The 25,110-nt window shown below is 66.7% G+C and carries 23 protein-coding genes; 7 read left to right on the forward strand and 16 right to left on the reverse strand.

Features of this window, described 5'->3' with window-relative positions; genetic code table 11:
* Window positions 1–14 precede the first annotated feature (14 nt).
* The 11 genes from C4N9_RS00985 to C4N9_RS01035 form a co-directional block, all read right to left on the reverse strand.
* Window positions 15–1,211, reverse strand: a complete 1,197-nt coding sequence (locus tag C4N9_RS00985) for a thiolase family protein (RefSeq protein ID WP_109531421.1) — start codon at window positions 1,209–1,211, stop codon at window positions 15–17.
* A 3-nt stretch (window positions 1,212–1,214) separates the two neighbouring features.
* Window positions 1,215–3,014, reverse strand: coding sequence for a feruloyl-CoA synthase (locus C4N9_RS00990; RefSeq protein ID WP_109531422.1), 1,800 nt, complete (start codon window positions 3,012–3,014; stop codon window positions 1,215–1,217).
* The gene (locus tag C4N9_RS00995; RefSeq protein ID WP_109531423.1) at window positions 2,974–3,510 is read right to left on the reverse strand and encodes a MarR family winged helix-turn-helix transcriptional regulator; all 537 of its coding nucleotides are present in this window, start codon (window positions 3,508–3,510) and stop codon (window positions 2,974–2,976) included. Before C4N9_RS00995 ends, C4N9_RS00990 begins: the two co-directional genes overlap by 41 nt.
* A gap of 4 nt (window positions 3,511–3,514) precedes the next feature.
* The gene (locus tag C4N9_RS01000) at window positions 3,515–4,279 is read right to left on the reverse strand and encodes an SDR family NAD(P)-dependent oxidoreductase (protein ID WP_109531424.1); all 765 of its coding nucleotides are present in this window, start codon (window positions 4,277–4,279) and stop codon (window positions 3,515–3,517) included.
* Between the two features lie 129 nt (window positions 4,280–4,408).
* Window positions 4,409–5,722 (reverse strand): TRAP transporter large permease, encoded by a 1,314-nt coding sequence (locus C4N9_RS01005; RefSeq protein WP_109531425.1) that lies wholly within the window; start codon window positions 5,720–5,722, stop codon window positions 4,409–4,411.
* Window positions 5,719–6,312: a TRAP transporter small permease gene (locus tag C4N9_RS01010; protein WP_245902412.1), complete on the reverse strand. Its 594-nt coding sequence runs from the start codon at window positions 6,310–6,312 to the stop codon at window positions 5,719–5,721. The genes C4N9_RS01005 and C4N9_RS01010 overlap by 4 nt, the downstream gene beginning before the upstream one ends.
* 91 nt (window positions 6,313–6,403) lie before the next feature.
* Entirely contained in the window at window positions 6,404–7,444 is a 1,041-nt protein-coding gene (locus C4N9_RS01015) for a TRAP transporter substrate-binding protein (RefSeq protein WP_109531426.1), read from the reverse strand.
* A 105-nt stretch (window positions 7,445–7,549) separates the two neighbouring features.
* The gene (locus C4N9_RS01020; RefSeq protein WP_109531427.1) at window positions 7,550–8,587 is read right to left on the reverse strand and encodes a TRAP transporter substrate-binding protein; all 1,038 of its coding nucleotides are present in this window, start codon (window positions 8,585–8,587) and stop codon (window positions 7,550–7,552) included.
* Between the two features lie 239 nt (window positions 8,588–8,826).
* Complete coding sequence (gene maiA / locus C4N9_RS01025; protein ID WP_210403950.1) at window positions 8,827–9,471, reverse strand: maleylacetoacetate isomerase; 645 nt, start codon at window positions 9,469–9,471, stop codon at window positions 8,827–8,829.
* Window positions 9,468–10,163, reverse strand: a complete 696-nt coding sequence (locus C4N9_RS01030) for a fumarylacetoacetate hydrolase family protein (RefSeq protein WP_109531429.1) — start codon at window positions 10,161–10,163, stop codon at window positions 9,468–9,470. The genes maiA and C4N9_RS01030 overlap by 4 nt, the downstream gene beginning before the upstream one ends.
* Window positions 10,160–11,191 (reverse strand): cupin domain-containing protein, encoded by a 1,032-nt coding sequence (locus tag C4N9_RS01035; RefSeq protein WP_109531430.1) that lies wholly within the window; start codon window positions 11,189–11,191, stop codon window positions 10,160–10,162. The genes C4N9_RS01030 and C4N9_RS01035 overlap by 4 nt, the downstream gene beginning before the upstream one ends.
* An 88-nt stretch (window positions 11,192–11,279) precedes the next feature.
* Here C4N9_RS01035 and C4N9_RS01040 point away from each other — a divergent pair, with 88 nt between their 5' ends.
* Window positions 11,280–11,741: a MarR family winged helix-turn-helix transcriptional regulator gene (locus C4N9_RS01040; RefSeq protein ID WP_210403951.1), complete on the forward strand. Its 462-nt coding sequence runs from the start codon at window positions 11,280–11,282 to the stop codon at window positions 11,739–11,741.
* Here the strand turns inward: C4N9_RS01040 and C4N9_RS01045 are convergent.
* On the reverse strand, window positions 11,738–13,312 hold the full coding sequence (locus tag C4N9_RS01045) for an ABC-F family ATP-binding cassette domain-containing protein (RefSeq protein WP_109531432.1): 1,575 nt from the start codon (window positions 13,310–13,312) through the stop codon (window positions 11,738–11,740). The genes C4N9_RS01040 and C4N9_RS01045 overlap by 4 nt on opposite strands.
* A gap of 261 nt (window positions 13,313–13,573) precedes the next feature.
* Here C4N9_RS01045 and C4N9_RS01050 point away from each other — a divergent pair, with 261 nt between their 5' ends.
* The 6 genes from C4N9_RS01050 to C4N9_RS01075 all read left to right on the forward strand — a co-directional run bounded on the left by C4N9_RS01050 (window position 13,574) and on the right by C4N9_RS01075 (window position 19,254).
* Entirely contained in the window at window positions 13,574–14,749 is a 1,176-nt protein-coding gene (locus tag C4N9_RS01050) for a substrate-binding domain-containing protein (RefSeq protein ID WP_109531433.1), read from the forward strand.
* A 153-nt stretch (window positions 14,750–14,902) separates the two neighbouring features.
* On the forward strand, window positions 14,903–15,667 hold the full coding sequence (locus C4N9_RS01055) for an ABC transporter ATP-binding protein (RefSeq protein ID WP_109531434.1): 765 nt from the start codon (window positions 14,903–14,905) through the stop codon (window positions 15,665–15,667).
* Complete coding sequence (locus C4N9_RS01060) at window positions 15,660–16,382, forward strand: ABC transporter ATP-binding protein (protein ID WP_109531435.1); 723 nt, start codon at window positions 15,660–15,662, stop codon at window positions 16,380–16,382. The genes C4N9_RS01055 and C4N9_RS01060 overlap by 8 nt, the downstream gene beginning before the upstream one ends.
* Window positions 16,379–17,413, forward strand: a complete 1,035-nt coding sequence (locus C4N9_RS01065) for a branched-chain amino acid ABC transporter permease (RefSeq protein WP_168192076.1) — start codon at window positions 16,379–16,381, stop codon at window positions 17,411–17,413. Before C4N9_RS01060 ends, C4N9_RS01065 begins: the two co-directional genes overlap by 4 nt.
* Window positions 17,414–17,428: 15 nt before the next feature.
* On the forward strand, window positions 17,429–18,478 hold the full coding sequence (locus tag C4N9_RS01070; protein ID WP_109531436.1) for a branched-chain amino acid ABC transporter permease: 1,050 nt from the start codon (window positions 17,429–17,431) through the stop codon (window positions 18,476–18,478).
* Entirely contained in the window at window positions 18,475–19,254 is a 780-nt protein-coding gene (locus C4N9_RS01075; protein ID WP_109531437.1) for an alpha/beta fold hydrolase, read from the forward strand. The genes C4N9_RS01070 and C4N9_RS01075 overlap by 4 nt, the downstream gene beginning before the upstream one ends.
* Window positions 19,255–19,333: 79 nt before the next feature.
* Here C4N9_RS01075 and C4N9_RS01080 read toward each other — a convergent pair whose 3' ends face one another.
* From C4N9_RS01080 to C4N9_RS01095, 4 genes are all read right to left on the reverse strand, one after another.
* Window positions 19,334–20,470, reverse strand: coding sequence for a DNA recombination protein RmuC (locus C4N9_RS01080; protein WP_109531438.1), 1,137 nt, complete (start codon window positions 20,468–20,470; stop codon window positions 19,334–19,336).
* Entirely contained in the window at window positions 20,467–22,350 is a 1,884-nt protein-coding gene (gene mutL / locus C4N9_RS01085) for a DNA mismatch repair endonuclease MutL (protein ID WP_109531439.1), read from the reverse strand. The genes C4N9_RS01080 and mutL overlap by 4 nt, the downstream gene beginning before the upstream one ends.
* Window positions 22,351–22,411: 61 nt before the next feature.
* Window positions 22,412–23,734, reverse strand: a complete 1,323-nt coding sequence (locus C4N9_RS01090) for a M16 family metallopeptidase (RefSeq protein ID WP_245902413.1) — start codon at window positions 23,732–23,734, stop codon at window positions 22,412–22,414.
* Entirely contained in the window at window positions 23,734–25,065 is a 1,332-nt protein-coding gene (locus tag C4N9_RS01095; RefSeq protein ID WP_109531441.1) for a M16 family metallopeptidase, read from the reverse strand. The genes C4N9_RS01090 and C4N9_RS01095 overlap by 1 nt, the downstream gene beginning before the upstream one ends.
* Window positions 25,066–25,110: the final 45 nt, after the last annotated feature.

The following is a 25,110-nucleotide window of genomic DNA, read 5'->3' on the forward strand; positions in this document are numbered from 1 at the left end:
CCGGGCGGCGGGGCTCAGGAAACCCGGATCACCACCGCCATCGCCGAATCCCCCGCCGCGCAGCCCTGAAACAGCCCGGTCCCGCCGCCGCGCATTTCCAGCTCTTCGATCAGCTCCATGATCCCGCGCAGGCCGGTCGGCCCCTGCGGATGGCCCCAGATCAGCGACGAGCCGAAATTGTTCATCGCCTGCCAGTCGATCCCGAACGCCCGCGCGAAGGCGATGTCGTTCACCGCGAAAGGGTTGTGCGACTTGATCGCGTCGATATCCGCGATCGTCAGCCCCAGCGCGTCAAGCGCGCGCTGAGTGGCCTTTATGGGGGCTGCGGGCATGAAGCCCTTTTCCTCGCGCGCCTGCGTCACGGCCAGCACCGCGACGCGTGGGCCGCCGGGTTTGCCCAGTTCGGCCGCGCGACCGGCATCGGCGCACAGGATCATGCCCGCATTGCCGTCCGCCGGATGTGTCTGGCCGGCAAAGGTGACGCTGCCACCCTCGCGCACGGGTTTCAGGCGGGCCATCTTGTCGGGATCGACCGGCTGGATGCCCTGATCGCCCGAGGCCGTGCCCGTGGTCTTGCGGAAAGCGGCGTCGGGGATGTCCAGATCGGCCATGAAGCGGCGCTGAAACGCCCGGTCGTCAATCAGCGCCTGCTGATACTGGCCATGGCGATGCAGGACCAGCGCGTGCTGCTCGGCGGTGTCGATACCGTCGCGCCGGGCGACATTCTCGGCCGTGTCGACCATCGCGTTCTTGGCGAAGGGATCGTGGTTGAAGCTGTCGAGCACCCAGTCTTCGCTGCTGCCGGTGCCCCCGGGGCCGCCGGGCGCGGGGTTATAGACATGCGCGCCGTTCGACAGCCTGTCACCCGCCGCCACCAGCGCCACGCCCGCATTGCCCAGAGCCATTTCACCCGCCGCCGTGGCGATCAGGCGCGGCCCCGTGGCGCAGGCCTGGTTCACGGTTGGACCGGGCAGGCCCTCGGCGCCGATCAGGGCCGAGAACCACGGCGCGCCGTAGAAGATGTTCGGCTGGATCACCGTGTAGCCATAGGCACAGTAATCCAGCAAGTCGGTCGTCAGGCCCCGCGCGGCCATCGCGTCGCGCGTGACATGGGCGGCGAATTTGACCGAATGCAGATGCGCGAGGGCCCCCTGCCAGCGCGCGAAGGGCGAGCACCAGTAGGCGCCGTAGGGAATATAGGCGATGGCCATGGTTCAAACCTTGATCGTCGCGGGATCGGAATCGTCGTAAAGCCTGTCGAGCAGCGCCTTGCGCGTCATCAGGAGCTTGCGGAAATTCAGGTTGCCCTTCGCGGTGATCTCGCCCTCGGCCATCGAGGGCGGCTCGGCCAGAACCTGCACCCGGCGCACGGCATGGGCCGAGCCTTCGTTCGGCGCGGGCTTCAGACGTTCGGCGATCTCGGCCGCCTGCGTGACCGCCAGCGCGCCGTCGTGATCCACGGCCCCCGCGCGCAGGGCGTCGGTCGGCACGATCATCACGCCGATCTCGGCCCGGTCGGCGCCCGTCAGCACGACATCGGCAGCCAGCCCCTTGAGCTTGGACAGGATTTCCAGCCGCAGCCCCGCCGCGCGGACCCAGGTGCCGGTGTTGAGCTTGAACTCCTCGGCGATGCGGCCGTCGAACTTCATGCCCTTGTTCATGTCGGCGGGATCGACGAATTTCATCGCGTCGCCGGTGATGAAATACCCTTCATCGTCGAAGGCCTCGGCGGTCTTCTCGGGATCGTGCAGATAGCCCGGCGTGATCGTGTCGCCCTTGACGCGCACCTCGAACCGGTTGTCATCGTCCGCCGGCACCAGCTTGATGGTCACCCCCGGCAGCGGCACGCCGATGATGCCCGACTGATCGGTGAATTCGTGCTGGATCAGCGCGGCGGGGGCGGTTTCGGTCAGGCCCCAGCTGGAATTGAACAGCGGCATGTCGCCCCGGACCTCGTGCGCGATGGCTTCCAGATCGGCCCAGATATCCTGCGGCAGCGAAGCGCCGGCATAGAACAGCATGTCGAGATTGCGGAAATACTGCTGCTTGAGCGCGTCGTCGTTCTTCATCGCATCGCGCAGCACACCGAAGCCCACCGGGACATTGAAGGCGATGGTGGGCGAGACCATGCGCAGGTTCTCGATGGTGTGATGCGCCAAGGCGGGCGTCGGCTTGCCGTTGTCGACATACAGCGTGCCGCCATTCGACAACACCAGATTGAAGTTGTGCGAGCCGCCGAAAACGTGGTTCCACGGCAGCCAGTCCAGCAATACCAAGGGCTTCTCGGCCACGAAAGGCAGGCATTCCTTCAGCTGGGCCTGATTGGTGGTCATCATCCGCTGCGTGGTCAGCACCCCCTTGGGATGCGAGGTCGAGCCCGAGGTCAGAAGGTATTTCGCCACCGTATCGGAGCCGACCTTGGCGTTGAGCGCGCTCACGTCGCCCTGCCCTTTCAGCAACGCGGAGAAATCGGTCATGCCGTCGCCCGCGCCCCGGCTCACGACCTTTTCCACCCCGTCGAAGACCGGCAGTGCCAGCGCCTTGCCATAGCGGGCCGTATCGTCGGCAAAGACCATCGCCGGACGGATCATCCCCGCAATGCGTTCAAGCACCGGATGCGCGCCCTCGATCAGCGCATATTGCTCGGCCACGGGGACGGTCGGCACGCCGATATACTGCGCGGCGAGCGTCAACAGCGCGTGATCCACGCCGTTGCCGCTGACGATCAGGATCGGCGTCTCGGCGTTCAGGCCGCGGTCGGCCAGCGCGGCGGCGATGGCGCGCACCATGTCGAGCGCCTGCGCATAGCTGACCTCGCGCCAGCCCGGACCCGAGCGTTCCGCGATGAAGGTGCGGTCCGGCACCCTGGCCGCCCAGTCGACCAGCCAGTCGGTCGAACAGCGCGCCACCGGGCCCAGCGACAGGCCGCTGGTCAAAAGGATGGTGCCATCGGCGAGATCTTCGCGCCGCGCGTTATGGGCGCGGTATTTCCCGCCCTGAGTTTCCAGAGTCATCCGGGCTCCTCCCGTTCGATTCGATCAGACGCAGGGCCTTGTGCAGGGCCGCGCGCTCCTCCGCGCCAAGCCCCCTTGCCATGCGGTTGTCATGCTCGGCCACCGCGCGGAAAGCTCGGTCGCACAGGCGCCGCCCCTTCAGCGTGACCGTCAGTTCATAGGCGCGCCGGTCATCGGGCGCGCGGGTCCGCGTCACCAGGTCAAGCCCTTCGAGCTCGTCCAGGATCAGCACGAGATTCGGGCGTTCGATCAGCAGGATCTCGGCCAGCCGCGACTGGCGCAGGCCGTTATTGTCGCGGATCACCGCCAGCACCGAATAGGTCAGCATCCGCAGACCGAAAGGCTGCAAGGTCGCGTTCACATCGGCCTGAATCGCGTTGAAGGCGCGCTTCATGTCGTAGCCGATATTGTTGCGCAGGATCGCATCCGGGCCCGCGCCGCCTGCGTCGTCGGCGGACGAAGACGGCACGCCCGCGGGATTTGCGGGGCCGGTCATCCGCTTAGCGCGGCGGCAGGCGCGTGGCCCCGTCCAGACGTATCGTCGTGCCGTTGAGATAGGCGTTCTCGACGATCTGCGCGACCATCAGCCCGTATTCCTCGGGCGCGCCCAGCCGGTCGGGGAACGGGATATTGGCGACGATCTGGCGTGTCGTTTCCTCGGGCAGGCTTTCCATCATCGGCGTGTTGAACAGCCCCGGCGCGATCGCCATCACCCGGATACCCGAACGCGCCAGTTCGCGCGCGGCCGGCAGGCTCATCGAGGCGATGCCGCCCTTCGACGCGGAATAGGCCGCCTGACCCACCTGCCCGTCCTGCCACGCGGCCGAGGCGGTGTTGACCACCACGCCGCGTTCGCCGCCGTCCAGCGGATCCTGCGCCTGCATGCCCTTCACGGCATAGGACATCACGATGTAGCTGCCGATCAGGTTCACGCGGATCACCCGCTCGAACAGGTCGATTGACATCTTGCCCTCGCGCCCGACGATCCGCGCGGCGACACCGATGCCCGCGCAGTTCACGGCGATCCGGGGCATCGCGCCCAACCCGTCCTGCACCTTGTCGAAGGCGGCGGTCACGGCGGCCTCGTCGCCGACATCGGCCTGCACGCCCAGCCCGCCGATTTCGGCCGCGACCGCATCGGCCTTGGCACCGTCGTAATCCAGCACCGCCACCTTCGCGCCGCGCTTGGCCAACAGCCGTGCGGTCGCTTCGCCCAGCCCGCTTCCGCCGCCAGTGACAAGCGCGATCTGTCCGTCGATCTGCATGGAAACCCCTCCCAAGATTATCCTGTGTACTGATTATCTTTCATAACGATATCGGTCAATCCCGCGCGGGTCCCGCCGCATGAAAAACGGGGGCCCGAAGGCCCCCGTCTAAACGGCAAGTCACCGTTGTCAGGCTATGAGGAACAGCGTGATGGCCGGGAAGGCGATCAGGATCGCCACGCGGATCAGGTCCGACAGCACGAACCACGACACCGCCTTGTAGGTGTGGGTCATCGGCGTCATCCGATCCATCGCGTTGATGATGAACAGGTTCATCCCAACCGGCGGCGTGATCAGCCCGGTTTCCACCACGATCAGCACGAGGATCCCGAACCAGATCGCCACGTGCTCGGACGGCATGCCGAAATCCAGCGCCATGATCATCGGGAAGAAGATCGGGATGGTCAGCAGGATCATCGACAGGCTGTCCATGACGCAGCCCAGAAGCAGGTAGATCACCAGGATCAGCACCAGCACCGCGACCGGCGCAAGGCCAAGGCCGACCACCCATTCGCTCAGTGCGTTGGGAACCTGCGTGCGGGCCAGGAAGCCATTGTAGAAGGCCGCGCCGAAGACGATGAAGAAGATCATCGCGGTCGAGCGCGCGGTCGAGGTGAAGCTGTCCAGGAGGGTGCGGAAATTCAGCCCGCGATTGGCCAGCGCGATCAGGCCCGTCCCCAGCGCGCCGACAGCCGCGCCTTCGGTGGGCGTGAAGACCCCGCCATAGATGCCGCCGACCACGGCAAAGAACACCAGAAGCACGGGCCAGACGCCCAGCAGGCGCTTCATCCGCTCGCCCATCGGCACGCGCTCGGCCGTGCCGGCGCGCTCGGGGTAAAGCCGCACATAGATCGAGATGGCGATCATGTAGCCGGCGGCGGCCAGAAGCCCGGGCGCGAAGGCCGCAAGGAACAGCTTGGCGATGTTCTGCTCGGCCAGGATCGCGTAGATGACCAGCACGACCGAGGGCGGGATCAGGATGCCCAGGGTACCGCCCGCGGCCAGAAGCGCGGTCGAGATGCCGCCGTCATAGCCGAAGCGCCGCAATTCCGGCAGGGCCACCCGACCCATCGTCGCGGCGGTGGCCAGAGACGAGCCGCAGATCGCGCCGAACCCCGCGCAGGAGGCGATGGCGGCGATGCCGACCCCGCCCTTGCGGTGGCCGACAAAGGCCTCGGCGGCCTTGAACAGCGCCTTGGACATGCCGCCGATCGTGGCGAAATAGCCCATCAGCAGGAACATCGGCACGATGGCGAGCGATTCGCTGGCAAAGGTCGAGTAGGCGGCGTTTTTCAGCTGCGCCATCGGCACGCGGGTCGAACCCTCGATCAGCCAGTAGCCGCCGAAGCCGGTGACGAACATCGACAGCCCGATCGGCACGCGCACGAAGATGAGGCCCAGCAGGACGGGGAAGGAAAGAAGTCCGATCGCAAGGTTACTCAATGGTCTGCTCCGGCGGTAGTGACGAGGGTGCGGTCGCTGACGGCTTCGACGATGCGCACCAGCGCCATGTAGATGGCGATCACGGCGGTGGCGATGGCCGGAACCAGCGACAGGGCATAGTTCCACCAAAGGGGATATTGCAGCAGGAAGGTGGTCGAGCGGCGCCGCGCGAGGGTGTTCATCCCGTCGTAGAGCTGGATCGCGATCAGCACCAGCGCAGCGGCGAACAGGATCTCGATCCCGGCCTGCAGCCAGCGGCGCGAGCGGTCGCTCATACCCGAGGTGAAGACATCGACCGTCGCGTGTCCGGCGGTGATCTGACACCAGCCCAGGAAGCAGAAGATCGAGAACGCCATGCCGGCGACTACCAGTTCGTAATCCCCGTAGATCGGGCCGATACCGGCATCGAGCAGGCTTTGCGCCAGATCGGGCGCGGTGCCCTGCATCCAGGCGGAATGCAGGATATCCGACGCCTCGCGGCCGAGGATCGACAGGCAAATCATCAGCACCATGAGGCCCAGAACGATACCGCCGATGACGGCCATCAGCCAGGCGACTGCGTGGAAGACCTTGTGTATGGTTGTGAACATCGTTCCGTTCCCGTCAACGGCCGGTTGCTCCGGCGCTTGTCTGGGGTCCATGCCCCGCCCGGGCCTGCCGGGCGGGACGGGACAATGGGCGTTACTCGGCCGGCTGGTACGCGTCCATCAGTTCGCGCGCCTCGTCGATCAGAGCCTGACCGTCGATGCCCTGGCTTTCCATATCGGCGATCCAGGCGTCGTAGACCGGCTGCGCGGCTTCACGCCACTGGGCGACCTCGGCTTCGGGGATCGTGATGATGTTGTTGCCGCGATCGACCGCAAGCTGGCGGGCGGGGATATCCGAATCCGCCTGCGTGCCACCGGCAAAGACCGAGAAGTCGAGCCCCGAATTGGCGTCGATGATGGCGCGCAGGTCTTCGGGCATGTCCTCATACACGTCGCGGTTCATCGCCAGCGTGAAGGTCACGGTATAGGGATACGAGTTCTCGAACTCGGTGTGGTTCTCGACCAGCTCGGCCACGCGCAGCGCGGTCGTCACTTCCCACGGGATCACCGCGCCGTCGATCACGCCGCGCGACAGGCTTTCCGGGATCGCCGTGACCGGCATGCCGATCGGCTCGGCGCCGAGGATCTCCAGAAGCTGGCCGACCATGCGCGACGGGGTGCGCAGTTTCAGGCCCTGCATGTCCGAGATCTGCTCGACCGGGCGGTTGGTGTGCAGCACGCCCGGACCATGGACCCAGGTGCCGATCAGGTGCACGTCCTGATAATCGGTGTCGGCCATGTGCTCTTCGTACATCTGCCAGTAGGCCGCCGAGGCCGCGCGGGCATCCTCGACGAAGAACGGCAGTTCGAACACTTCCGAACGCGGGAAGCGGCCCGGCGTGAAGCCGTTCACGGTCCAGGCCAGATCGGTGATGCCGTCGAGCACCTGGTCCATCAGCTCGGGCGGGGTGCCGCCCAGCGCCATGGCCGGGAAGCGTTCGATGGCGATCCGGCCTTCGGATTGCTCTTCGATCCGGTCGGCCCAGACATCGAGCACCAGCGCGGGCACGTTGGCCTGCGGCGGCAGGAACTGGTGCAGGCGCAGGGTGACTTCCTGGGCCAGCGCGCTGCCCGCGACGGATGTCGACAGCGCAAGGGTCGCCAGAAGGCTGAGAGTTTTGGTCTTGGTGAACATGGGATCCTCCCTCATGTCGGCATGGAAAACTTGGGGCCGGGGGCGCGGCTTGCGGCCTTCCCCCGGCTTTGTTCTGGCATCAGGATCCGGAAATCCGGACGGGTCTCAGTGCGACGCCTCGTATTCGGCCATCAACTCGCGGGCCTCGTCGATCAGCGCCTGACCGTCGATGCCCTGGCTCTCCATATCGGCGACCCAGTTGGCATAGAGCGGCTCGACCACCTGACGCCATTCCTGCGCGTCCTCTTCCGAGACGGTGACGATGTTGTTGCCGCGATCGACCGCGATCTGGCGCGCCGGGCCATCGGCATCCGACTGAACGCCGCCCGCGAAGATCGAGAATTCCAGTCCCGAATTGTCGTCGATGACCTGCTGCAGGTCCTCGGGCAGCGAATCGTAGGTGTCCTGGTTCATCGCGAAGGAGAAGGTCAGCACATACAGCGCCGGGCCTTCGAACTCGGTGTGGTTGTCGACCAGTTCGGACACGCGCAGCGCGGTGGTGACTTCCCACGGGATCGTGGTGCCGTCGATCACGCCGCGCGACAGCGCCTCGGGGACGCCCGAAACCGGCAGGCCAACGGCCTCGGCGCCGGTCAGTGCCAGCAGGTCGTTCACGCCGCGCGAACCGCCGCGGATCTTCATGCCCTGCAGGTCCGACGGGTGCTGAACCGGGGTGTTGGTGTGGAACATGCCAGGGCCATGGACCCACATGCCCAGCATGTGAACGCCGGCGAAATCGTCGCGCATATGCTCGTCATACATCTGCCACAGGGCCGACGACGCGGCGCGCGCATCTTCGACGAAGAACGGCAATTCGAACACCTCGGTACGCGGGAAGCGACCGGGGGTGTAGCCGTTGACGGTCCAGATGATGTCGGCAACGCCGTCCATGGCCTGGTCCATCAGCTCGGGCGGGGTGCCGCCCAGCGCCATCGACGCATAGCGCTCGATCTCGATGCGACCGCCCGATGCCTCTTCGACATTGTCGGCCCAGACATCCAGCACGTCGCGGGGCACGTTGGCCTGCGGCGGCAGGAACTGGTGCATGCGCAGGGTGTATTCCTGCGCCGAGGCGGTTCCGGCCGTCAGGGCCAGAGCCGCGGCGGCGCCGAAGAGCCCGAGTGCCGATCTCCGATTTTTCATTGTGTCACTCCTCCCAAAAAAACACAAAGCTGGCATTATGTTGCAAGTGATGGCACATGTCGCATTATATTGCTAACATTATTTCGCCACAGCCCACACCAACTTTTCGTTGCGGTCGCAAGGTTCCACGCGGGCACTTTTTCCGCAAGTAAAATTTATCGACCGCTCGGTCACTCTTTGTCACCACAACCGTTGTAGACTTGCTTCTCCGGCGCATCGCGGCGAAAAAACGCGCCCTGTCAGGACGCGTCGGGTTGCACGGACGGATGGGCCTTTGCAAAGGCCGGCAGCTTCTCGCATTCGGCATAGATGTCGCGCAGGCGCGGCATCGCCGACAGGTCGACCTTGAACCGGTTGGCCGAGAACATCTGCGGCACCAGGTAAACTTCAGCCATGCCCGGCGCATCGCCAAAGGCGAAGCGGGTTTTCGGACGCTTCGCGAGCAGCGCCTCGCAGGTCGCCAGCCCGTCGCCGATCCAGCGCTGGCACCACGCCTCTTTGCCGTCCAGCTGCTGGCCGTAATTCTGCTCAAGGTACTGAAGCGTGCGCAGGTTCTGCAGCGGGTGGATCTCGCAGGCGATCACGGCGCAGAAGGCGCGCACGGCGGCGCGCTCGGCCGGATCCTGCGGCAGAAGCCGGGGCTCGGGGTGCGTTTCCTCCAGCCATTCCAGAATCGCCGGGCTTTGCGTCAGAACCAGCCCGTCCACTTCCAGCGTCGGCACCAGCCCCTGCGGGTTCAGCGCCTTGTAGGCCTCGGATTTCTGCTGACCGCCATCCTTCGTCAGGTGGACCGAGACGAATTCCGTCTCGACCCCCTTCAGGTTAAAGGCGATCCGGCAGCGATAGCTGCTTGAGGACCGGAAATATCCGTGAAAGCGCATCATTCCGCCGCCCCGATGGTCAGCTCGATCGGCGCCAGCCCATCGATGCCGCCGGTGATGCGATCCCCCGCCACGACGGCGCCGACGCCTTCGGGCGTGCCGGTCATGATCACGTCACCCGGCTGCAGGTGGTAGAACTTCGACAGATCGGCCACCACGTCCACGCAGTTGTGAATCAGCAGGTTCAGCGTCGAGGATTGCTTGCTTTCGCCGTTCACCTCCAGATGGATGCGCTGCTCGCCCACCTCGCCGAAATCCTCGGCCTTGGTCAGCTCGGCGAAGACCGCCGATTGCTCGACATCCTTGCCCAGATCCCAAGGCCGCTGTTTCGAGCGCGCGACCAGTTGCAGGTCGCGGCGCGTCATGTCCAGCGCGCAGCCATAGGCATAGATCGCCGCTGCCGCTTCGTCCTTGGACGCGCGGAACACCGGCTTGCCGATCACCAGCGCGAGCTCCATCTCGTAATGGTAATTCTCGGTGCCCGGCGGGTAGGGGATGGTCTGGCCCGACGCCAGCGTGTGCAGCGGGTTCTTGGTAAAGTAGAAGGGCGCCTCGCGGTCGACCTCGACCCCCATTTCAGCGGCATGGGCGGCATAGTTCCGACCGACGCAGAAGATGCGCATGACGGGATAGCCGGCGGACTCCCCTTTGACCGGAATGGTCGGGAAGTCGGGCGTCGGGAAAAGAGTTGTCATCGGGCGCGTTCCTCGTAGTAACCCAGTTTGTCCTGCAGGGGGCGGTCGTGCACGCGGATGAGGAAGGCTTCCTCACCGGCCTGGTGGTCGATTTCGGCGAAGGGCGCCGCCGTGAACGTGTCCTTCGGACCCCAGGCGATTTCCTTGCCGTCGATGACCGTGGTTCCACTGCCCTTCACGACATGGAACGCGGACGAGCACGACCGGATCGGCGGATGATCCGCCTGCCCCTTGGCCAGCATCATCGCGGTAAAGCCCATCGTCGGCAACACGTCCATGCCGGTTTCCGGGTTGATGAAATCGACCTCGGCCACGCCGCCATCGCCATATTTCGCGATTTCGCGAAGCGCTTCCTCGGTGCGCGCCCAGGGGAAACGGGTCATCGGGTATTTCCGCGCGGTGTTGCGCGACCGGCTGGGAACCAGCCCGGCCGAGCGGTACTCGACCAGCGAGGCATCGGGGCGGTTGCGCTGTGCCTGAAGCGGGCCTTCGGTGGCGTAAGACCCTTCGAGATAAACGAAAAGCGGCAGGTCGAGCGCATCGAGCCAGACCACGGGCTCGGTCCCTTCATGGCCGTGATCGTGCCAGTCGCCGCCCGGCGTGAGCACCAGGTCGCCGTCTTCCATCGGCAGTTTCTCACCATCGACCACGGTGTAGCCGCCCTTGCCCTCGACGATGATCCGCGTGGCAGAGGGCGTGTGGACATGGGCGGGGGCGGTTTCGCCGGGCAGCAACAGCTGCATGCCCAGATAGATCGACGCGGTCGCCTGCATCGCGCCATTGCCCCGGCCCGGATCGGACAGGACCAGCACGCGACGCTCGGCTTTTTCGACCGGCGTCAGCTCGCCGGCGCGCAACAGCAGCGGGCGGACGTCGTCGTATTTCCAGAAACCCGTCCTGGTCTGCGGCTTGGGCTGTCCATGCGGCAGCACGTTGCGCATCATTGGCCACAGCGGCGCAACCCCGGCCTTTGCCATGGCGTCGCGGTAATCCTGCGGCAATTCCTCCAGTGTCCCCAGTTGGGTCATGCGAGTCGCCTCCCTTTCGCATCGTTAAAGGTAGTATGCTTACAATACGTGTACTTGTCAAATCCTGCCTCTCGGATATTCTTTCCCCATGACGATCTTTCACAGGATGCCGGGCCACCTGATCCGGCGGCTCAACCAGATTGCCGTCTCGATCTTCCAGGACCGGATGCAGGGACTGGGGCTGGATCTGACGCCCGTCCAGTTCGCGGCGCTCGACGCGCTCAGCGACAATCCCGGTATCGACCAGGCCACGCTGGCCGGGATGATCGCGCATGACCGCGTGACGATCGGCGGCGTGGTCGACCGGCTTCAAACCAAGGGGCTCGTCACCCGCAGCGTGAACGAAAAGGATCGCCGCTCGCGCCGGCTTGTCCTGACCGAGGCGGGCGAGGCGATGCTTGCGCGCATCGTGCCCGTGGTCTCGGACCTGCAGGACGAGATCCTCTGCGGGTTGTCCGATGACGAGCGGGCCGCCTTCATTGCGCTGGCTTCCAAGGCGGCCGAGGCGGGCAATGACCGCAGCCGCGCGCCGCTCAAGATCCGCGCCTAACCCAGCGCGATGCGCCGCGTCAGGCCCAGCGCGTCCAGGAAGCGCGCATCATGGCTGACGACCAGCATCGCGCCGTCATAGCCCGCCAGCGCCGATTCCAGCGCCTGCGTCGCCTCCAGATCCAGGTGATTCGTCGGCTCGTCGAGAATCAGCAGGCCGGGCGGCTGCGGCCCGCCCAGCGTGCAGGCCAGCCCCGCGCGCAGCCGCTGCCCCCCGCTGAGCGTGCCGACGACCTTCAGCGCATCCTCGGCCCGGAACCGGAACCGTGCCAGCACCGCGCGACACCCCTGTTGGTCCGCCCCCGGATTGAGCCTCAGGAACGCGTCGACCAGCGTCTCGGCCGGATCGAGCAGGCTCACGGACTGATCCAGAAGCACCGGCGGCAAATGCCGCTCGACCCGACCGTCCAGCGGCGGCAGGGCGCCGGTGATCAGCGCAAGCAGCGTGGATTTCCCCGATCCGTTCGGCCCGGTCAGCGCCACCCGCTCGGGCCCGACAAGGGCAAGGCTGAAATCGCGGATCACCGGGTTTTCCGCATCGTACCCGCCCGTCACCCGCTCCAGCGTCAGCACGCGGCGGTCGTGCGCCAGCCCGCTGGGCGGCAAGTCCATCCGCACGGGTTCCACGATCTCGATCCGGCTGTCGGCGTCCCGCAACGCGGCCTCGGCCTCGGTCGCACGGGCCTCGCGCAGCCGGGCATTGGCGCCGCCGCTGGCCTCGGAGCGCTCTTTCGCCTTGTCCATCAGCATCTTCGACTGGCTTCCCGAAGCCCTGAGCCGCCGCCCCGCGCGGTCGCTGCGCGCCTTGCGCTCGGCTGCCTGCTGCGCCTGCCGTGCGATATCGGCCTGCTGCTTTTGCGCAATCGACCGCGCGTGATGCGCGGCGTCCCGCTCGATCTCCTTGCGTGCGGCGTAATCCGAATAGCCGCCGCCATAGCGCTGCACCCCCAGAGAACTCAGCTCGACAATCTCGTCCATCCGGTCCAGCAATTCGCGGTCATGGCTGACCACGAGCGCCCCGCCCGGCCAGTCCCGCAGCATCTGCGCGACCGCCGCGCGTCCGTCGCGGTCCAGGTTGTTGGTGGGCTCGTCCAGCAACAGGAAATCGGGGGCGCCGAACATCGCCGCGGCCAGCGCCACACGGGTCGCCTGACCGCCGCTGAGATGGTCCAGCGTCGTCTGCGCCGTACAGGCGACGCCCGCACGCTCGAGCGCCGCGTCGATCCGTGCGCCCAGCGTCCAGTCCGCATGGGTCAGTTCGTCCAGCGTGGCCTCCCCTGCCTCGGCCCGCGCCAGCACCGCAAGCGAGTCGCGCGCGCCGAACAGATCGGCAACGGTTTCGCCGGGATCGAAAACCTGCCTGAGCATTGCCACCCGCCCCGTTACGGCAATCTCGCCGCGCTGCGGGGTCAGCGCCCCGGCGATCAGGTGCAGCAGGGTCGATTTCCCGGTGCCGTTGCGGCCGACGATACCGGTGCGGCGCGGCCCGAATGACAGCGAAAGGTCGGTGAGAAGCGGCGTGCCGTCAGGCAGCGTCCAGAACAGGGAGGTCAGGGTAATCGTGGCAGGCATGGGTCATCATCACTCGTTGCGGCGCGAAGGGCGTGCGGGCAGCGGGGATGAAATCCATGTCGGGGCTCCTTGTTCTGAGGGCTACAGATAGGGACCGCGGCGGCGGGGTCAAGGAGTTCCGCCCTCCCACCCGCGACACCGCTCGATCAGATCGCCCGATCCCGTGCCCGCGCAACAAAGTTGTCTTGACAGACTCGCGCAGGGCGGGCATCCCTAAATGAAACATGAATCATCGTTCATGTTTGAAACAGGGAGGGTTTCATGAAACTGCTGTTGAGCGCAGCCTTCGTCGCGCTGGCCACCGCGCCCGCTTTGGCCGACGAAATCCGCATCGCGCATATCCACGATTCCACCGGCGCGCTGGAAGCCTATGCCGAGCAAAGCCAGATCGGCCTGATGATGGGCATCGAATACGCCACCGAGGGCACGATGCAGATCGAGGGCAACGATATCGTCGTCACCGAATATGACAGCCAGCTGCGCCCCGATCTGGGCCGCGCGCTGCTGGCGCAGGCCTTCGGCGACGATGACGCGGCGATCGCCGTCGGCCCGACCTCGTCGGGCGTGGCTTTGGCGATGCTGCCGGTGGCCGAGGAATACGAACGCATCCTGCTGGTCGAGCCCGCCGTGGCCGATTCGATCACCGGATCGGACTGGAACCGCTACATCTTCCGCACCGGCCGCAACTCGTCGCAGGACGCCATCTCGAACGCCATCGCGCTGGGTCAGGAAGGCGTCGTGATCGCCACGCTGGCGCAGGATTACGCCTTTGGCCGCGACGGCGTCGCCGCCTTCCGCGAAGCGCTCGAAGGCACGCCCGCCCAGCTCGTGCACGAAGAATACGTCCCCACCGACACCACCGACTTCACCGCCGCCGCCGAGCGCATCTTCAACGCGCTGCAAGAGCACGAGGGCGACCGCCGCCTCTTCGTGATCTGGGCCGGGGGCGGCAACCCGATGGGCCGGATCCAGGCGATGGACCCGTCGCGCTTCGGGATCCAGATGGCGACCGGCGGCAATATCCTGCCCGCGATGGCCGCCTATCGCGACTTCCCCGGCATGGAAGGCGCGACCTATTACTATTACGAGATCCCGCAGAACCCGGTGAACCAGTGGTTCGTCGAACAGCATATGGAGCGCTACGGCACGCCGCCCGACTTCTTCACCGCCGGCGGCATGGCGGCGGGCATCGCGGTGGTGGAAGCGCTGCGCGCGACCGGCGGCTCGACCGATACCGAAGAGCTGATCGCCGCCATGGAAGGCATGCGTTTCGAGACGCCCAAGGGCGAGATGTGGTTCCGCCCCGAGGATCACCAGGCGATGCAGTCCATGTATCACTTCCGCATCCGCGTCGAAGACGATGTCGACTGGGCGATCCCCGATCTGGTGCGGGAAATCACGCCCGACATGATGGACATCCCGATCCGCAACCAGTGACCGGACGGCGGTGGCGCCCCTGCCGCGCCGCCGCCCTTCCCCCCGGCATCCATCCCGCCGGGCGCTGCACCTTCATCTTTGTTCCATAAGTATCCCGGGGGGTCCGGGGGGCTGGCCCCCCGGTCCGTCCCCGCCACCGGGAGCGACATCGCCATGCCTTCCCCCTCGCTCGTGACCCGCGACCTGACGGTCCGCTTCGGCGGCCATGTCGCGGTGGACCAGGTAAGCTGCGCCTTTACCCCCGGCGAACTGACCGCCATCGTCGGGCCCAACGGCGCCGGCAAGACCACCTATTTCAACCTGATCTCGGGCCAGATCCGCGCCACCTCGGGCCGCGTCGAGCTGATGGGCCGCGACATCACCCGCCTGCCCGTCGCCGCCCGGACCGAGGCCGGGCTCGGCCGCGCCTTCCAGCTGACCAACCTGTTCCCGCGCCTGACCGTTCTGGAAAATGTCCGCCTTGTCGTGCAGGCGCGCGAGCGGCGCGGGTTCAACCTGTGGACCATGGCGATGGGACACCGCGACCTGATCGCCGAAGCCCAGGCGGTGCTGGAGCGCGTGCGGCTGACCCACCTCGCCGACCAGACCGTCAGCGCGCTCAGCCATGGCGACCAGCGCAAGCTGGAAGTCGCGGCAATGATCGCCCTGAAACCCCGCGTCTTCATGTTCGACGAACCGACCGCCGGCATGTCGGTCGAGGAAGCGCCGGTGATCCTGGACCTGATCGCGATGATCAAATCCGATCCCGAGGCGACCGTCCTTCTGGTCGAGCACAAGATGGACGTGATCCGCTCGCTCGCCGACCGGATCATCGTCTTGCACAACGGCGCGCTGGTGGCGGATGGCAAACCGGCCGAGGTGATGGCCTCGGACGTGGTGCAGGAGGCCTATCTGGGCAAGGAACTGAGCGATGTCTGACCCGATCCTGCAGCTGAAGGGCGTCAAGACCGACATCGCCCAGTACCACATCCTGCACGGCGTCAGTTTCGACGTGCCGCGCGGCGGTGTCACCATGCTGCTGGGCCGCAACGGCGCGGGCAAGACCACCACGCTGCGCACGATCATGGGCCTGTGGAAGCCCCATGCGGGCGAGATCCTGCTGGACGGCGCGCCGATCAACGGGCTGAATCCCGCGCAGATCGCCCGGCGCGGGATCGGTTTCGTCCCCGAAGACATGGGCATCTTCTCGGACCTGTCGGTCGAAGAGAATATCCGCCTCGCCGCCCTGTCCGGCCAGCCGGTCGCCGAACGGCTCGACTGGATCTTCGGTGCCTTTCCCGCGCTCAGGACCTTCTGGAAATCGCCCGCCGGCACGCTGTCGGGCGGTCAGAAACAGATGCTGTCCGTGGCCCGCGCCGTGGTCGAGGACCGCGAGCTGTACCTGATCGACGAACCGTCCAAGGGCCTTGCCCCCGCCATCGTCGCCACGCTGGCCCGCGCGCTCAAGGATCTGAAGAACCGCGGCGCCACCATCCTCATGGTCGAGCAGAATTTCTCGCTCGCCCGCGCGCTTGGCGATCATGTCGCGGTGATGGATGACGGCCGCATTGTCTGGACCGGCGCGATGGCTGCATTGTCCGCCGATACCGCCCTGCAGGAACGCCTGATGGGCCTGAAGATGGAGCATTCATGAGCGACTCCGCCCCCGGCCACGCGCCCAAGATGGCGAGCCTGTCGCTGTCTGACCGGCTGAAACCCTGGCTGCCGCTGCTGCTGGTTCCTGTCCTGATCGTGCTGGGCTTCTTCGCCATAGGCAACCCGTCCTCCTGGCTGACGCTGACCGTGTCGGGGCTGGCCATGGGCATGATGATCTTCGTCATCGCCTCGGGCATGACGCTGGTCTTCGGCCTGATGGACGTGATCAATTTCGGCCACGGCGCCTTTATTTCCTTCGGCGCCTTCGTCGGCACCTCGGTGCTGCTGGCGCTTGGCACGATGACCGGCGTGCCCTCGCTGATGCTGAACCTGCTGGCCGTCGCCGCCGCGGTGCTGGCCGCGATGATCGTCACCGGCGTGATGGGCCTCGCCTTCGAGCGGGTGATCGTGCGCCCGGTCTATGGCAGCCACCTGAAACAGATCCTTGTCACGATGGGCGGGCTGATCGTCGCCGAACAGCTGATCTACGTCATCTGGGGCGGGCACGAGATCGTCATCGCCCGGCCCGAAACGCTGAAGGGCGCGATCACCTTCGCCGGCGCCGCGCTCGAGAAATACCGCCTGCTGGCGGTCGGCGTGGGGCTCGTCGTGTTCCTGGCCCTGCGCGCGGTGATGCGGCGCACCAAGATCGGCCTCATCGTCCGCGCGGGTGTCGAGAATCCCGAAATGGTGCAGGCGCTGGGCTACAACATCACCCGCGTCTTCATCGGCGTGTTCATCGCCGGGTCCGCGCTGGCAGGGCTGGGGGGCGTGATGTGGGCGCTCTATCAGGAGATCATCACCGCCCATATGGGCAACGAGATCATGATCCTCGTGTTCATCGTGGTGATCATCGGCGGGCTGGGCTCGGTCGAGGGCTGTTTCATCGGCGCGCTGACCGTGGGGCTGGTGCAGAACTACGCCGCCTTCCTCGAACCCAAGCTGGCGCTGATCTCGAATATCGCGCTGATGGTGGCGATCCTGATGTGGCGTCCCATGGGGATGGTCCCCGTCATCAAGGCGAAATGAGCAGGACAGACTGACATGAACCGTCTCCTTTCCGGCGATTCCCCGAAAAGCATCGTGCTGTCGGTGCTCTTGGTCGCGATCCTGATCGCGCTGGCCTTCGCCCCCTTCCTGTTTCCCGGCTCGCGCTCGCTGGAAACCGCCGCCCGGATCTGCATCTTCATCGTGCTGGTGGCGAGCTACGACCTGCTTCTGGGCTATGGCGGCATCGTCAGCTTCGCGCATACGATGTTCTTCGGCATCGGCGCCTATGGCGTCGCCATCACCATCGACCGGCTGGGCACGGGCTATGGCGCGCTCACGCTGGGCGCGCTGATCGGGCTGGCGGTGTCGGGCGTGATCGCGCTGTTGATCGCGCTTCTGTCGCTCAGGGTGCGGGCGATCTTCTTCGCCATGATAACGCTCGCCATCGCCTCGGCCGTGGCCGTGCTGGTCAGCCAGCTCTCGGGTTTCACCGGCGGCGAGGACGGAATGAATATCCGCATCCCGCGCGAACTCACCCCCGCCAACCGGCTGGGCGAGGTGATGGGGACCCGCATCACCGGCAAGACGCTGAACTATTACCTCGTCTTCGGCGGCAGCCTGCTCCTGTTCCTTCTGATGCTGCGGATCGTCAATTCGCCCTTCGGTCGCGTCCTGCAGGCGATCCGCGAAAACGCCTTCCGCGCCGAGGCGATCGGTTACCGCGTCGTCTATTACCGCGCTCTGGCCACCTGCCTCAGCGCGATGGTCGCGGCGCTGGCAGGCTCGCTCTTCGCCATATGGCTGCGCTATGTCGGCCCCGCCACCACGCTGGGCATGGAGATCATGCTCGACATCCTGCTGATGGTGGTGATCGGCGGCATGGGCACGATGTACGGCGCGGTGGTCGGCACGGCGATCTTCGTGCTGGCACAGAACTACCTCAAGGAACTGATGGGCGGCCTGTCCGAAGCCACTGCATCCGTGCCCGTCCTGCCCGAGCTTCTCAGCCCCGACCGCTGGCTTCTGTGGCTGGGCGTGTTGTTCATCCTGTCGGTCTATTTCTTCCCCACCGGCATCGTCGGCAGGCTCCGGGGCACCCGGTGACCATCGCGTTGCACCGCTGGGGCACGGACCGGACCGGCGCCCCGGTGATCCTGCTGCATGGCTGGACGATGAGCGGCGATATCTGGGCCCCGCTCGCGCAGGCCCTGCCCGCGCCCTGCCTCGCGCCAGACCTGCCCGGCCACGGCGCAAGCACCGCCTATCCGGCGACCGTAGAAGGCGGCGTCGCGCAGCTCGGCGACCTGATCGCCGCGAACGGGCTGCGCGACGCCACGCTGGTCGGCTGGTCGCTGGGCGCGCTGATCGGCTGGCACTACCTCGACCGGGGCGGCCCGGGCATCGCGCGCATGGTTTCGGTCGACATGTCGCCCTGCCCCCTGCCCGCGCCCGGCTGGAACTTCCCGATGCGCAACCAGAGCGCCGGGAAAGCCGCGCGTGCCGCCGCGCGGTTCGAACAGGACTGGCCGCGCGCCGCCCGCGCCATCGCCCAGACGATGTTCGCCCGGCCGCAGGGCTGCACCGCCATGTCCGCCGGCCGGGCCGAGGCGCGTATCCGCGCCCGCGACCCCGCCACGATGGCGCGGTTCTGGACCTCGCTCACGCGGACCGACCTGCGCGACGCGATCACCCGGCTGCCCGTGCCGCTGCTCGCGCTGCACGGCGCGAAAAGCCGCGTCTATGCCCCCGCCACCGGCGACTGGCTTGCCTGCACCGCCCCCGATGGCCGGAACCGGACCCTCGCCGATTGCGGCCATGCGCCGGTCCTCGAAACCCCCGGGGCCACCGCCGGGATCATCGCCGAATTCATCCGCGCCTGATCGCGCATCTTTGTTCCGCAAGTATCCTCGGGGTGAATTTGCCGTCAGGCAAAGAGGGGGCAGACAGCCCCCTTCGCCCTCAACCGCGCAGCACCGGCGCCGGATCGGCAGAGGGCTCCGCCGCCAGCTCCTCGAAATCGAAATTGTCGAGACGCTTGGCCCGCCGCCCCGCCTTCTCGGCAGAAATCCGGATCTCGGCCACATCGCGCGCCGCCTGTCCGAAATGCCGGTCCAGGTTCTCCACCCGCGTGCCCAGCCGGTCGATATCGGCGCACAAGGCCGACAATTCCCCCCGGATCGCCCCCGCCTGTTCGCGCATCCTTGCGTCTTTCAGCACCGCGCGCATCGTGTTCAGCGTGGCCATGCAGGTGGTGGGCGACACGGTCCAGACCTTCAGCGCGAAACCCTCGCGCACCAGGTCGGGGAAGTTGGCGTGCAGCTCGGCATAGACCGCCTCCGAGGGCAGGAACATCAGCGCGCCTTCGGCCGTTTCGCCTTCCAGGATGTATTTCTCGGCAATCGCGCGCATGTGGTGGCGCATGGCCGCGCGCATCTGGCGTTGCGCCTCGGCCTTTTCGCCCTCGTTCGTGGCGGCGCGCAGGGCCTCGTAGGGTTCGAGCGGGAATTTCGCGTCGATGGCGATCGGGCCGGGCGGCTTGGGCAGGTGCACAAGGCAATCGGCGCGCTTGCCGTTCGACAGGGTCGCCTGCATCGTGAACGCGTCCGAAGGCAGCGCGCGGGCGACGATATCGTGCAGCTGGATCTCGCCGAAGGCGCCGCGGGTCTGCTTGTTGGACAGGATGTCCTGCAAGGACAGCACATCGCCCGACAGTTTCTCGATATTCGCCTGCGCCTTGTCGATGGCCTCGAGCCGCGCGTGCAGATCGCCAAGGCTGCGCGCCGTCCGCACCGACGAGCCTTCCAGCGCGTCGCCCATCAGGTCGGCCACATCGGCCAGACGCTGCTCCATCAGCTGCATCATCTGCGCCTGCGCCTTGGCCTGCGCATCCGAGACATGGTGCAGCCCGCCCGCCAGATGCTGCTGGCCATCGGACAGCGCCTGCACGCGCTGGCCCAGCTGGCTCATCTGCCATTGCAGCGGGGCGGCGACGCGGGCGGCTTTCAGCGTGGTGAACAGCACGATCAGCAGCAAAAGCGCGATCACCCCGGCGGCAAGCGCGCCCAGCACCAGAGGGTCGGACAGGTTCAGGATCATCGGCGACCGAACAGCTTCTCGATATCCGAGAGTTTCAGCTCGACATAGGTGGGCCGCCCATGGTTGCACTGCCCCGAGAGCGGCGTCGCCTCCATCTCGCGCAGAAGCGCGTTCATCTCTTCGGCGCGCATCTGCCGGCCCGAGCGGATCGAGCCATGACAGGCCATGCGCGACAGCACCGCGTCGATCCGCGCCCCCAGCGCCTGCGACTGGCCCAGATCGGCCAGCTCGTCCAGGATATCCAGAACCAGCCCGCGCGCGTCGCAATTGCCCAGCGCGGCGGGCGTTTCGCGCACGGCGATGGCGTCACCACCGAAGGGTTCCAGCACCAGACCCAGCGTTGCCAGGGTTTCGGCGTGGTCCAGAAGCCGCTGCGCATCCGACGGCGACAGCGACACGATCTCGGGGATCAGGAGCGCCTGCGCCTTGACGCCATGGGCGTCTTTCTGGGCCTTCAGCCGCTCATAGACCAGCCGCTCATGCGCCGCGTGCTGATCGACGATCACCAGCCCGTCGCGGGTCTGGGCGATGATGTAATTCTCGTGCAACTGCGCGCGGGCCGCGCCCAGCGGCGTATCGGTCGGCCCGTGCGCGGGCTCGATCCGGGCCGAGGTGGCGCCGTCGCTATCCCAGCCCGACGCGGCAGCGGGCTGCCAGGACGCCGGGGCCTCGTCCAGAATCGGATCCACCGGCGCCTGCGCGGCATAGCTGTCGCGCAGCGCGCCCGTCGAGGGACGGCTGGCGAAATCCATCTGGTAGATGCGCGGCGCCGGGTTGCCCCCGGTGCTTTCGGGGCGGAAGGCGCCCAGCGTCTCGGTCGCCACCGTGCCCGAGGCCCGATGCCCGGCCGCCGCCAGGGCGTGACGCAGTCCGCTGACGACCAGCCCGCGCACGATGCCCGAATCGCGAAACCGCACTTCGGCCTTGGCGGGGTGGACGTTGACGTCGACATGATGCGGGTCGCAATCGATGAACAGCACCGCCGCCGGGTGCCGGTCGCGCGACAGCACGTCCATATAGGCCGCGCGCAAGGCGCCGATCAGCAGCTTGTCGCGCACCGGGCGGCCGTTGACGAACAGGTGCTGCGCCACGGTCGATCCGCGCGAGAAAGTCGGCAGCGCGGCAAAGCCCGACAGGCGCACGCCGTCGCGCTCGGTTTCGATCCTCAGCGCGTTCTCGGTGAAGTCGCGCCCCATCAGTCGCGTCAGCCGCGCGCCCAGCGCGTCGAACAATTCTCCCTGTTCGGCATCCACGCGCAGGATCTCGCGCCCGCCATCCACATCGTACAGCGTGAAACCCACAAACGGCTCGGCCATGGCCAGCTTGCGCATCACCTCGGCGATGGCCTGCGATTCGGCGCGGTCGGTGCGCAGGAATTTCAGCCGCGCGGGCGTGGCGAAGAACAGATCGCGCAATTCGACCTGCGTGCCCCGGTTCAGCGCCGAGGGGCGCACCGGCCCGATGGCGCCGCCATTCACCGTGATCTCGGCGCCGTCATGCCCTTCGGCGCGGCTGGCGATCTTCAGCCGCCCGACCGCGCCGAGCGAGGGCAACGCCTCGCCGCGGAAGCCGAAGGTATGGATGTTCAGAAGGTCGCTGCCATCGATCTTCGAGGTCGCGTGACGGCTCAGCGCCAGCGGCAGGTCCTCGGGCGTCATGCCGTGCCCGTCATCGGTGACGCGGATCAGCGTCTTGCCCCCGGCCGAGTAATCGACCCGGATCCGGACCGCCCCGGCATCGAGCGCGTTTTCCACCAGCTCCTTCACCGCCGAGGCCGGGCGCTCGACCACCTCGCCCGCCGCGATGCGATTCGCGGCGCTGTCGTCGAGTTGACGAATGATCGGAAGGGTTTGGCTTATATTGGGGCGGGCTGCGTACATGCTACTAGGCATAGCATGTCAGCCCGCCCCGGAAAAGCATCCGCGTAGCGGCGCGCCCGGGCTATTCGGCGGGGGCGGGGGCGTCCTCTTCCAGCCCGGCGGGCTGGCCCACGACGACGAAATGCAGCTGGTCGGGCTGCGCCAGACGCTGCGCCACGCGCTGGATATCCTCAAGCGTGACCGCGCGGACAAGGTCATTGCGGATATTGACGTAGTTCAGCGGATAGCCCTGGAACTGCATCGAGGCCAGCACGCGGGCGATCGATTCGTTGCCGTCGAAGCGCAACGCGTAGGCCCCCGTCAGATAGGTCTGGATCCGCTCCAGATCCTCCTGCGTGATGCCGCCGTCGGCCAGCCAGCGGAACTGGTCGCGCACCAGCTCGATGGCGGCGACGGCGTTCTCGTTGCCGGTCGACATGCGGCCGACATAGCTGTCGCCGAACTGGGACGAGGCCAGCGTGGTGTAGACCCCGTAGGTCAGGCCACGCGCCTGACGGATTTCCGACATCAACCGGGACGTGAAGCCGCTGCCGCCGAAGATCTCGTTGAGCAGGTAGGCTTCCATGAAATCGTCGTCATCGGCGGGAATGCCCGGCAGGCCGAACTGGATCACCGATTGCGGCCCGGGGAACGGCACCACGGTGACGCCGGGCCCGGCATCGAAGGTGTGATACTCGGGCAGCGGGCGGTCGGATTCGGGCAGCGCCCCGACGATGCGGTCGACGATCGCGCCCAGCTCTTCGGGCGTGATGTCACCGGCAGCGCCGACATGGACCCGGTCCGAAGTGAACGCCGCGCGGTGGGCGTCAAGGATGTCGTCCAGCGTGAAGGACCCCACCGTGGCGGGTGTTCCGTCGGTCGGCGTGGCATAGGGATGCCCGGCATAGCCCAGCCGCGCATAGGTCTGCTGCGCGATGGTGTCCGGGTTCTGCGCCGCGCGTTCGAGCACGGCGATGGTCTGCGTGCGGACGCGGTCAAGGCTCATCTGGCCGAATTGCGGTTCGGTCAGGGCCAGCAGCGCCAAGTCGATCACCTCGTCGCGGTTCTCGGACAGCGCCTTGATCGTCAGCGAGACCGAATCGCGCCCGGCCTCGAAGCTGACATTGCCCGCGGTCGCCTCCAGCGCGGCGGCATAGCCCTGCGCGTCGAAATCCCCCGCGCCTTCGGACAAAAGCGAGGTCATCAGCGACACCGCCCCGGCCCGGCCTGCAGGGTCGAGCGAGGCGCCGCCGGTGAAGATGATTTCAATCGAGACGAAGGGGATCGAATGCTCTTCGACCAGCCAGGCCGTGCGGCCTTCGGGCGAGGTGACTTCCTGAAGATCGATGGCCCCGGCCGGCAGCGAGAGCCCCAGCACCAGCGCGATGGCGGACAGAAAACGCATCACTCTTCGACTCCCCTCAGCCAGCCTGTGACCGACTCGCGCCGGTCGAGCCGCCGGGCGGCGGCCATGATTTCCTCGGGCGTGACCTGTTCCAGAAGGTCGAGCCATTCGTCGCTCTGCTCGACGGTGAAACCCAGCGCCAGATCGGCGCCGAGGCTGCGGGCGCGCGCCTGCGTGTCGTCGAGCTGATAGATCGCCTCGGCCCGGATCTGCCTCCGCACACGGTCAAGCTGTTCCTGGTCGACGCCGTTTTCCAGGAAATCGGCCATGACGCGGTCCAGCGCCTGTTCCGCGTCTTCGAGCGAAACGCCGTCGACCGGCATGATCCCCAGCGAGAAGGTCCCGCTATCCAGCCCAAGGCCGGAATACCCCGCCCAGGCAGTGATCGCTATGCCCTCGTCATAGGTCAGCCGCCGATCGAGGATCGAGGTCTGCGGGCTGCCCCCCAGCAAGGCCGCCAGCACCTGATAGGCCGCCGCCTGCCGCTGATCGTCAGGCCGGCGCGTCGGTGTGAGGTACAGGCGGCTCACATAGGGCTGCGCGACGCGCGCGTCCTCCATGATCACCCGGCGTTCGGCCAGCTGCGGCGGCTCCTGCGGGCGGCTGCGTTCGGGCAGGGTCTCGACCGCGGGGATCGGGCCGTAATACTCGCGCGCCATGGCCAGCACGTCCTCGGCCTCGACATCCCCGGCGACCACCAGGATCGCGTTGTTGGGCGAATAATGCACGCGGTAGAAATCGGTAGCGATCTGCCCCGTAAGCTGCTCCATCTCGTGGCGCCAGCCGATGATCGGACGGCCATAGGGGTGGTTCTGGTACAAGGCGGCGCGCAACTGTTCGCTGAATTGCCGGTCGGGGCTGGATTCCAGCGTCTGCCCGCGTTCGCGCAGGATCACGTCGCGCTCGGGCAGCCAGTCGGACCGGTCGAGCCGCAGGTTCACCATGCGGTCGGCCTCCATTTCCATCATCAGCGGCAGCCGGTCTGCGGCGATGCGCTGGAAATAGGCGGTGTAATCCCAGCCGGTGAAGGCGTTATGCGTGCCGCCATTGGCCTGCACCACGCGGTCGAATTCACCCTCTTCCAGGTTGTCGGTCGCCTTGAACATCAGGTGTTCGAGGTAATGCGCGATGCCCGACTGTCCGGCCGGATCGTCGGCGGCGCCGACGCGATACCAGACCATGTGCACGACCACGGGCGCGCGGTGATCTTCGATCACCACCACCTGCATGCCGTTATCAAGGGTGAAAGTCTGCGGATCCTCGGCTGCGGCGGTCAGGGCGGTAACCGCCCAGACCATTGCGGCAAGGATCAGACGCTGGGCAACGACCATCAAACACGCTCCGTCTCGGTTGGTGCGCAGAATGACGGCGAGACC

This window comes from Pararhodobacter marinus, assembly GCF_003122215.1.
GTDB classification, from domain to species: Bacteria; Pseudomonadota; Alphaproteobacteria; order Rhodobacterales; family Rhodobacteraceae; genus Pararhodobacter; species Pararhodobacter marinus.

What these genes read in the sequence shown, in the direction of transcription:
- C4N9_RS00995 (WP_109531423.1), bottom strand. Translation starts at nt 3,510, where the DNA reads ATGACCGGCCCCGCAAATCCCGCGGGCGTGCCGTCTTCGTCCGCCGAC.
- C4N9_RS01035 (WP_109531430.1), bottom strand. Translation starts at nt 11,191, where the DNA reads ATGACCCAACTGGGGACACTGGAGGAATTGCCGCAGGATTACCGCGAC.
- maiA (WP_210403950.1), bottom strand. Translation starts at nt 9,471, where the DNA reads ATGATGCGCTTTCACGGATATTTCCGGTCCTCAAGCAGCTATCGCTGC.
- C4N9_RS01060 (WP_109531435.1), top strand. Translation starts at nt 15,660, where the DNA reads ATGTCTGACCCGATCCTGCAGCTGAAGGGCGTCAAGACCGACATCGCC.
- C4N9_RS01080 (WP_109531438.1), bottom strand. Translation starts at nt 20,470, where the DNA reads ATGATCCTGAACCTGTCCGACCCTCTGGTGCTGGGCGCGCTTGCCGCC.
- C4N9_RS01090 (WP_245902413.1), bottom strand. Translation starts at nt 23,734, where the DNA reads ATGCGTTTTCTGTCCGCCATCGCGCTGGTGCTGGGGCTCTCGCTGCCG.
- C4N9_RS01015 (WP_109531426.1), bottom strand. Translation starts at nt 7,444, where the DNA reads ATGTTCACCAAGACCAAAACTCTCAGCCTTCTGGCGACCCTTGCGCTG.
- C4N9_RS01040 (WP_210403951.1), top strand. Translation starts at nt 11,280, where the DNA reads ATGACGATCTTTCACAGGATGCCGGGCCACCTGATCCGGCGGCTCAAC.
- mutL (WP_109531439.1), bottom strand. Translation starts at nt 22,350, where the DNA reads ATGTACGCAGCCCGCCCCAATATAAGCCAAACCCTTCCGATCATTCGT.
- C4N9_RS01055 (WP_109531434.1), top strand. Translation starts at nt 14,903, where the DNA reads ATGCCTTCCCCCTCGCTCGTGACCCGCGACCTGACGGTCCGCTTCGGC.
- C4N9_RS01010 (WP_245902412.1), bottom strand. Translation starts at nt 6,312, where the DNA reads ATGTTCACAACCATACACAAGGTCTTCCACGCAGTCGCCTGGCTGATG.
- C4N9_RS01095 (WP_109531441.1), bottom strand. Translation starts at nt 25,065, where the DNA reads ATGGTCGTTGCCCAGCGTCTGATCCTTGCCGCAATGGTCTGGGCGGTT.
- C4N9_RS01020 (WP_109531427.1), bottom strand. Translation starts at nt 8,587, where the DNA reads ATGAAAAATCGGAGATCGGCACTCGGGCTCTTCGGCGCCGCCGCGGCT.
- C4N9_RS01070 (WP_109531436.1), top strand. Translation starts at nt 17,429, where the DNA reads ATGAACCGTCTCCTTTCCGGCGATTCCCCGAAAAGCATCGTGCTGTCG.
- C4N9_RS01065 (WP_168192076.1), top strand. Translation starts at nt 16,379, where the DNA reads ATGAGCGACTCCGCCCCCGGCCACGCGCCCAAGATGGCGAGCCTGTCG.
- C4N9_RS01050 (WP_109531433.1), top strand. Translation starts at nt 13,574, where the DNA reads ATGAAACTGCTGTTGAGCGCAGCCTTCGTCGCGCTGGCCACCGCGCCC.
- C4N9_RS00990 (WP_109531422.1), bottom strand. Translation starts at nt 3,014, where the DNA reads ATGACTCTGGAAACTCAGGGCGGGAAATACCGCGCCCATAACGCGCGG.
- C4N9_RS01000 (WP_109531424.1), bottom strand. Translation starts at nt 4,279, where the DNA reads ATGCAGATCGACGGACAGATCGCGCTTGTCACTGGCGGCGGAAGCGGG.
- C4N9_RS00985 (WP_109531421.1), bottom strand. Translation starts at nt 1,211, where the DNA reads ATGGCCATCGCCTATATTCCCTACGGCGCCTACTGGTGCTCGCCCTTC.
- C4N9_RS01045 (WP_109531432.1), bottom strand. Translation starts at nt 13,312, where the DNA reads ATGCCTGCCACGATTACCCTGACCTCCCTGTTCTGGACGCTGCCTGAC.
- C4N9_RS01030 (WP_109531429.1), bottom strand. Translation starts at nt 10,163, where the DNA reads ATGACAACTCTTTTCCCGACGCCCGACTTCCCGACCATTCCGGTCAAA.